The sequence below is a fragment of the Rhodococcus chondri genome (assembly GCF_036327435.1).
In the GTDB taxonomy this organism is placed as follows: domain Bacteria; phylum Actinomycetota; class Actinomycetes; order Mycobacteriales; family Mycobacteriaceae; genus Rhodococcus; species Rhodococcus chondri.
This window is the reverse complement of record NZ_JAUZMZ010000214.1, coordinates 1-7,211: the sequence shown is the minus strand read 5'-3', so window position 1 is coordinate 7,211 and position 7,211 is coordinate 1. Positions and strand designations below refer to the sequence as shown.

Annotated in this window: 4 protein-coding genes and 1 pseudogene; 4 read left to right on the top strand and 1 reads right to left on the bottom strand. The window is 67.1% G+C overall.

Features of this window, described 5'->3' with window-relative positions; translation table 11 throughout:
• Positions 1-412: 412 nt before the first annotated feature.
• Complete coding sequence (locus tag Q8814_RS23235; RefSeq protein WP_330154334.1) at positions 413-1,015, top strand: GNAT family N-acetyltransferase; 603 nt, start codon at positions 413-415, stop codon at positions 1,013-1,015.
• A gap of 66 nt (positions 1,016-1,081) precedes the next feature.
• Here Q8814_RS23235 and thiD read toward each other — a convergent pair whose 3' ends face one another.
• Positions 1,082-1,873 carry a bifunctional hydroxymethylpyrimidine kinase/phosphomethylpyrimidine kinase gene (gene thiD, locus Q8814_RS23230; RefSeq protein ID WP_330154333.1) on the bottom strand — a complete coding sequence of 264 codons (792 nt, stop codon included), beginning with the start codon at positions 1,871-1,873 and terminating at the stop codon, positions 1,082-1,084.
• 123 nt (positions 1,874-1,996) lie between these two features.
• Here thiD and Q8814_RS23225 point away from each other — a divergent pair, with 123 nt between their 5' ends.
• The 3 genes and pseudogenes from Q8814_RS23225 to Q8814_RS23215 all read left to right on the top strand — a co-directional run.
• Positions 1,997-3,988 carry an alpha/beta fold hydrolase gene (locus Q8814_RS23225; protein ID WP_330154332.1) on the top strand — a complete coding sequence of 664 codons (1,992 nt, stop codon included), beginning with the start codon at positions 1,997-1,999 and terminating at the stop codon, positions 3,986-3,988.
• A 43-nt stretch (positions 3,989-4,031) separates the two neighbouring features.
• On the top strand, positions 4,032-6,725 hold the full coding sequence (locus tag Q8814_RS23220) for a valine--tRNA ligase (RefSeq protein WP_330154331.1): 2,694 nt from the start codon (positions 4,032-4,034) through the stop codon (positions 6,723-6,725).
• Positions 6,722-7,211 (top strand): annotated as a pseudogene (locus tag Q8814_RS23215) (dihydrofolate synthase); the annotation flags it as partial. The gene Q8814_RS23220 and the pseudogene Q8814_RS23215, both read left to right, overlap by 4 nt.

Below are 7,211 nucleotides of genomic sequence, written 5' to 3'. Positions count from 1 at the left end.
TCCGCCGGGCCTACGGATTCCACAGCGCCGAGAACGCACTCGCGATGGTCATGCTCACCTGCGGACCCGTCACCCTTGACCTCCCGTACCACATGGGCACCCATCCACATTCATGACAAGAGAGCCTCAAAATTACCTGGAGCACGTGGTGAAGTCCGGTGAGACGCTCTGGGCAATATCGACGCAGCACTACGGGTCGGGCAATTTGTATCATCGCCTCGCTGCGGCCAACCCGCACACGATCCCCGATCCGAATGTGATTCGCCCGGGTGACATCGTCCGGGTACCCCGCGCCTGAGGCCGGCTGCTGCGTTCGCGCGACCTGTCGACGGCCGCCGGGTCGCTCGAGATGCCGTCGAGCAGCGTGCTTGCGTGACAGCGAAGTAAAATTTCGCCGTCGTAGGCTGCGGATATGACTGTCACAGTGAGGACCGCAATCGGCAGAGACGTTCCGGCGCTCGCCGAGGTGCTCGCAGATGCCTTCCTCGACGACCCGGTCTTCACCTGGATGGTTCCCGAAGAGCACCGCCTCCGCAGACTGGCGCGCTTCTTCGCGGCCGACGCCCGCCATCACATGGTGCCGCTGGGTGCCACCGAGATCGCCGAAGCGAACGGACGTGCCGGAGGTGTGGCCATGTGGGCGCCACCAGGGGAGTGGCGCCCCGGGAGGTGGACCACGCTGCGGCTGCTGCCCGGATTCCTCGCCGCGCTCGGCCGGAACATCGCAGTGGGGCGGCAGGTCGACGACCTGCTCGACGCGTCCCATCCGGAGGAACCGCACTGGTATCTGTCCACGCTCGGGACATCCGCTGACGCGCGCGGTGCCGGATACGGAAAGTCGCTGCTGACCTCACGACTCGACCGCGTGGACGCGGAACACGCGCCCGCCTATCTCGAATCGAGCAAAGAAGCGAACATCCCGTACTACCAGAGGTTCGGGTTCGAGGTGACCGGCGAGATCGTCGTACCGAACGGTGGACCGACGCTCTGGTCGATGTGGCGGCAGCCTCGCTGACGTCATCGTGTCGGCGCGGCGCGGCAGACAAGCGGTGCGGCACGCACTTTCATCGTCCTTCTCGGATCAAGCACCCTGCCAGACGGTGTCGAACGGGGTGTGCGCCGACACCCGGCCCTTGATGCCGTTGGTCACGAAATCCTTCGCGATCGCCACGGCCGCAGCGGGCACGGTGCCCTTCGCGAGCTCGGCCGTGATGGCCGCGGCCAGCGTGCAGCCCGCACCCGACACGCGCTCGTTGCCGATCTTCGGAGCGGTGAGGAGGGTGACGTCCGTGCCGTCGAACAGCACATCGACCGCGTCGTCGCCCGCGAGTTCGACCCCGCCCTTCGCGACGACGTACTTCGGGCCCAGGTCGTGGATGCGGCGCGCGGCCTCGACCAGGTCGTCGACGGAGCCGATGCTGTCCATACCCGACAGGGTGCGCGCCTCGAACAGATTCGGCGTGACCACGGTCGCGTGCGGCAGGATTTGCGTGCGCAGCGCGTTGTCGGTGTCGAGGGCGGCGCCGGCTTCCTGACCCTTGCAGATCAGCACGGGGTCGAGGACCACGTGCCGCCAGCTCTGCTTGGAAAGACTGTCGGCGACCACGTCGATCGTTGCCGGTGTGCCGAGCATCCCGATCTTGACGACATCGAGGTCGTGGGCGGCGGTCGCGGCCTCCATCTGGTCGGCGATCACCTCCGGCGCGATCGGCACGAATCGGTGGGCCCAGTTGTTCTTCGGATCGAACGACACGATGCACGTGGTGGTGCCGACGCCGTACACCCCGAGCTGCTGGAACGTCTTGAGGTCGACCTGCAGGCCGGCGCCGCCGGTCGCTTCCGAACCGGCAATGACGTATGCGAGATCGACCACTGTGCGTTCTCCATTCGATGTGGGGAGACGAAAAATTCCGAAACTGTTGCCGGACGATCAGGCTAACAACCGACCCGCCACGCCTACGCAGATGGCCGGTGCAGCGTCACTACTGTTCTTCCTATGACGGCGTTCGACGATCTCGACCTCTACCTGGCACTGCCACGCGTCACCACCCTGGCGCTGTCCCCGGACGGCAATCGCGTAGTGGTGGCCCAAGCGGTTCCGGACGACAAGAAGACCCGCTACGTCGAGGCGCTGTGGGAGATCGACCCGACGGGCGAGGCACCCGCGCGCAGGCTCACCCATGGGGACAAGGGCGAGTCGAACCCGACCTTCACCGCGACGGGTGATCTGCTGTTCACCGCTGCGCGCGGCGAGGACGATGCGCCCGTAGCGCTGTGGCGGCTACCGGCGGCGGGCGGTGAAGCCGAACAACTCGCGACCCGTAAGGGCGGCATCGCGACGGTGCACACCGCCGCTGCGGCCCCGCGCACGGTCGTCACGGCAGCGGTGCTCGGCCACAGCGACAGCGACGACGAGCGCATCCGTGACGCGCGGAAGGACCGGTCGGTGTCCGCGATCCTGCACACGGGATACCCGATCCGCTACTGGGACCACGACCTCGGACCCGACCAGCCGCATCTGCTCGACGTGGGTGCCGACGGCGCACTGAAGGATCTGACGCCGGGACTCCGGGGTGCCTTGCGGGACGCGGAACTCGACGTCGCGGCAGACGGATCGTTTGCCGCGTCCACCTGGACCGTCCCCGCACCCCTCGCGTCCCGCCGCATCACGCTCGTGCGCATCGATCTCCACACGGGACTGCGCGTACCGCTCGTCGACGACGAGACAGGTGATGTGTCCCACCCGGCGATCTCTCCGGACGGCACCCGAGTCGCCTATCTGCACGAATCCGTCGGCGACCCGGAGACCCCGCCCCGCGTGACGGTGCGGGTCCTCGACGTCGCGGCGGGCACCACCAGCATCGAAGCGCCGGACTGGGACCGCCGGCCCACGTCGGTCGCCTGGCTGCCCGACAATGCGGGTCTCGTGGTCACCGCCGACGACCGCGGTCGCGCACCGATCTTCCGGCTGCGGCTCGGTGACGCCGCTGCCGAAGCGGTGACCAGCGACGACGCTGCGTACACCGACGTCCGTGTCGCACCCGACGGCGCGTCCCTCTATGCATTGCGCGCGTCGTACGCCATGCCTGCGCACCCGGTGCGGATCGGCATGACCGGTGAGGACACCGGCCGCGTCACGGCGCTACGGGCACCCTCCGCACCGCCCGAGCTTCCCGGTCGGCTCACCGAGATCGACACGACGGCCGCCGACGGTACGCCGCTACGGGGCTGGCTCACCCTCCCGTACACCGCCTCCGCGGACACACCCGTACCGCTGCTGCTCTGGGTGCACGGTGGACCGCTGAGCAGTTGGAACACGTGGTCGTGGCGGTGGAATCCGTGGCTGCTCGTAGCCCGCGGATATGCGGTGTTGTTGCCCGATCCGGCGCTGTCGACCGGGTACGGTGACGACTTCGTGCGGCGCGGGTGGGGTCGTTGGGGCGCGGAGCCCTACACCGACCTGATGACGATCACCGACGCGACCGTCGCACGACCCGACATCGACGCCGACCGCACCGCGGTGATGGGCGGCTCGTTCGGTGGATACATGGCCAATTGGATCGCGGGCCACACCGACCGCTTCCGCGCGATCGTTACCCACGCGAGCCTGTGGGCACTCGACCAATTCGCACCGACCACCGACGTCGCCTGGTACTGGCAACGCGAGATGACACCGGAAATGGCGGTGGACAACTCGCCGCACCTGTATGTCGCGCGCATCGTCACGCCGATGCTGGTCATCCACGGCGACAAGGACTACCGCGTGCCGATCGGTGAAGGGCTGCGGCTGTGGTACGAGCTGCTCAACGAGTCCGGTCTGCCCGCCGAGGACGACGGCAACACCGTTCACCGCTTTCTGTACTTCCCGTCGGAGAACCACTGGATCCTGACCCCGCAGCACGCCGAGGTCTGGTACCGAACAGTCGAGGCATTCCTGTCCGAACACGTCCTGGGGCGGTCGATGCCACTACCGGAGGTGCTGGGCTGAGCGGGCGGTGTCCTGGCGATTTGGGGGAGCCGCTTACGATTGCGTGGTGACCAGTGCGCCAGAGAACCCGCAGAATCCCGCCGATGCCCTCCCCAAGAGCTGGGACCCCAGCGCTGTCGAGGCCGAGCTTTATCAGGGCTGGGTAGATGCCGGGTACTTCCGCGCCGATCCGACCAGCGACAAGCCCGGCTACTCCATCGTGCTGCCGCCGCCGAACGTGACCGGCAGCCTCCACATGGGGCACGCGCTCGACCACACCCTGATGGATGCGCTGACCCGCCGCAAGCGCATGCAGGGTTTCGAGGTGCTGTGGCTGCCCGGCATGGACCACGCCGGTATCGCGACACAGACGGTCGTCGAGAAGCAGCTGGCGGTCGACGGCAAAACGAAGGAAGACTTCGGCCGCGAACTGTTCATCGACAAGGTGTGGGATTGGAAGCGCGAGTCCGGCGGCACCATCCAGGGGCAGATGCGGCGCATCGGTGACGGTGTCGACTGGTCCCGCGACCGCTTCACCATGGACGACGGCCTGTCGCGGGCGGTGCAGACCATCTTCAAGCGCATGTACGACGACGGCCTGATCTACCGGGCCGAGCGCCTGGTGAACTGGTCGCCCGTACTGCAGACGGCGATCTCCGACATCGAGGTCAAGTTCGAGGAGGTCGAAGGCGAACTCGTGTCGCTGCGCTACGGATCGCTGCGCGATGACGAGCCGCACGTGATCGTCGCGACCACCCGCGTCGAGACCATGCTCGGTGATACCGCGGTCGCGGTGCATCCCGACGACGAGCGCTATCGGCACCTGCTGGGCACCACCCTCGAGCATCCGATCACCGGCCGGCAGATCCCCATCATCGCCGACGAGTACGTCGACCCCGAATTCGGTACCGGCGCAGTGAAGATCACCCCCGCGCACGACCCCAACGACTTCGAGATGGGGCTGCGGCACAACCTGCCGATGCCCACCATCATGGACAAATCCGGCAAGATCGCCGACAGCGGAACGCGTTTCGACGGCATGGACCGCTTCGAAGCACGCGTGAAGATCCGCGAGGAGCTCGCGGAGCAGGGGCGTGTCGTCGCGGAGAAGCGCCCCTATCTCCACAGCGTCGGCCACTCCGAGCGCTCCGGCGAGACCATCGAGCCACGTCTGTCGATGCAGTGGTGGGTCAAGGTCGACGGCCTCGCCCGGGCTGCCGGCGACGCGGTTCGCAACGGCGACACCGTGATCCACCCGGCCAGTCAGGAGCCGCGCTGGTTCGCGTGGATCGACAACATGCACGACTGGTGCATCTCCCGGCAGCTGTGGTGGGGCCATCGCATCCCGATCTGGTACGGACCCGACGGCGAGGTCGCATGTTTCGGTCCCGACGAGACCGCCCCCGAAGGCTGGGAGCAGGACCCCGACGTGCTCGACACGTGGTTCTCCTCCGGGCTGTGGCCGTTCTCCACGATGGGCTGGCCCGACAACACCCCCGAACTCGAAAAGTTCTATCCCACCAGCGTTCTGGTCACCGGCTACGACATCCTGTTCTTCTGGGTCGCCCGGATGATGATGTTCGGCACGTATGTCGCGGGTGACGAGGTCTTGCGCGACCGGGGCGAGCGAAGCGGCGGGGAAGTTTCACCGAAGGTTCCGTTCAAGCACCTTTTCCTGCACGGTCTGGTGCGCGACCAGTTCGGCAAGAAGATGTCGAAGTCGCGCGGCAACGGCATCGATCCGCTCGACTGGGTCGACCGCTTCGGCGCCGACGCGCTGCGCTTCACCCTCGCGCGTGGCGCGAATCCGGGCAGTGACCTCGCGGTCGGCGAAGATCATGCCCAGTCGTCGCGCAACTTCGCGAACAAACTGTTCAACGCCACCAAGTTCGCGCTCATGAACGGCGCGGTTGTCGCGGAGCTGCCCGTACGCGCCGAATTGACCGACGCCGACCGGTGGATCCTCGACCGGCTCGAGCAGGTTCGCATCGACGTCGACGAGGCGTTCGAGAAGTTCGAGTTCTCGAAGGCGTGCGAGACGCTGTACCACTTCGCGTGGGACGAGGTGTGCGACTGGTATCTCGAGCTCGCCAAGGTGCAACTCGCGGACAACGGTCCGCAGGCGGGAAACACCAAGGTTGTGCTCGGGGTCGTCCTCGACGTCCTGCTGCGCATGCTGCACCCGGTGATCCCGTTCGTCACCGAAACACTGTGGAAGGTGCTCAGCGGCGGTGAGTCGCTGGTGATCGCGTCGTGGCCGACCGCACGTGAGGTGCCCGCCGACCTCGACGCCGCGCGGCGTATCGAGGACATGCAGAAGCTCGTGACCGAGATCCGCCGGTTCCGTAGCGACCAGGGACTCAAACCGTCTCAGAAGGTGGCCGCGCGGATGGCCGAGATCGGCGCTGCCGACCTCACCGGACAGATTCCGTCCGTGCGGTCGCTGGCCCGGCTGACCGAACCCGAGGACGGGTTCGCCGCGACCGCGTCGGTCGAAGTGCGGTTGTCGCGCGCGACGGTCACGGTCGAACTGGATACCTCCGGCACCGTCGATGTCGGAGCCGAGATCGCCCGACTCCGTAAGGATCTCGTTGCTGCCGAGAAGGAGCTGGCGGGCACGTCCGGCAAGCTCGGGAACGAGGCGTTCCTCGCGAAGGCGCCGGCGCCGGTCGTCGAGAAGATCACCGCCCGCAAGCAGATCGCCGAAGAGGAGATCGCCCGCATCAACGCGCGGCTGAAGGAGCTGGGTCAGGCGTGAGCACCGACAAGCCCGGGGCGCCGTCCCCGGTCGATCTCGCGGAGCTGACACTCGTCGAGGCGGAACTCGACAAGCGCTGGCCCGAGACGACGATCGAGCCGTCCCTCACGCGGATCTCCGCGCTGATGGACATTCTCGGTTCCCCTCAGCGCAACTACCCGTCGATCCATGTCGCCGGCACGAACGGCAAGACCTCGGTGACGCGAATGATCGATGCGTTGCTGACCCGGATGCATCACCGCACCGGTCGCACCACGAGCCCGCACCTGCAGCTCGCCACGGAACGGATCAGCATCGACGGGGCACCGATCTCGCCTCGCACCTACGTCGACACCTATCGCGACATCGAACCGTACGTGCAGATGGTCGACGAGCAGTCCGAAGCCGCCGGCGGCCCGAAGATGAGCAAGTTCGAGGTGGGTACCGCAATGGCGTTCGCGGCGTTCGCGGACGCGCCGGTCGACGTCGCCGTCGTCGAGGTCGGGC

What these genes read in the sequence shown, in the direction of transcription:
- Q8814_RS23235 (WP_330154334.1), top strand. Translation starts at nt 413, where the DNA reads ATGACTGTCACAGTGAGGACCGCAATCGGCAGAGACGTTCCGGCGCTC.
- Q8814_RS23225 (WP_330154332.1), top strand. Translation starts at nt 1,997, where the DNA reads ATGACGGCGTTCGACGATCTCGACCTCTACCTGGCACTGCCACGCGTC.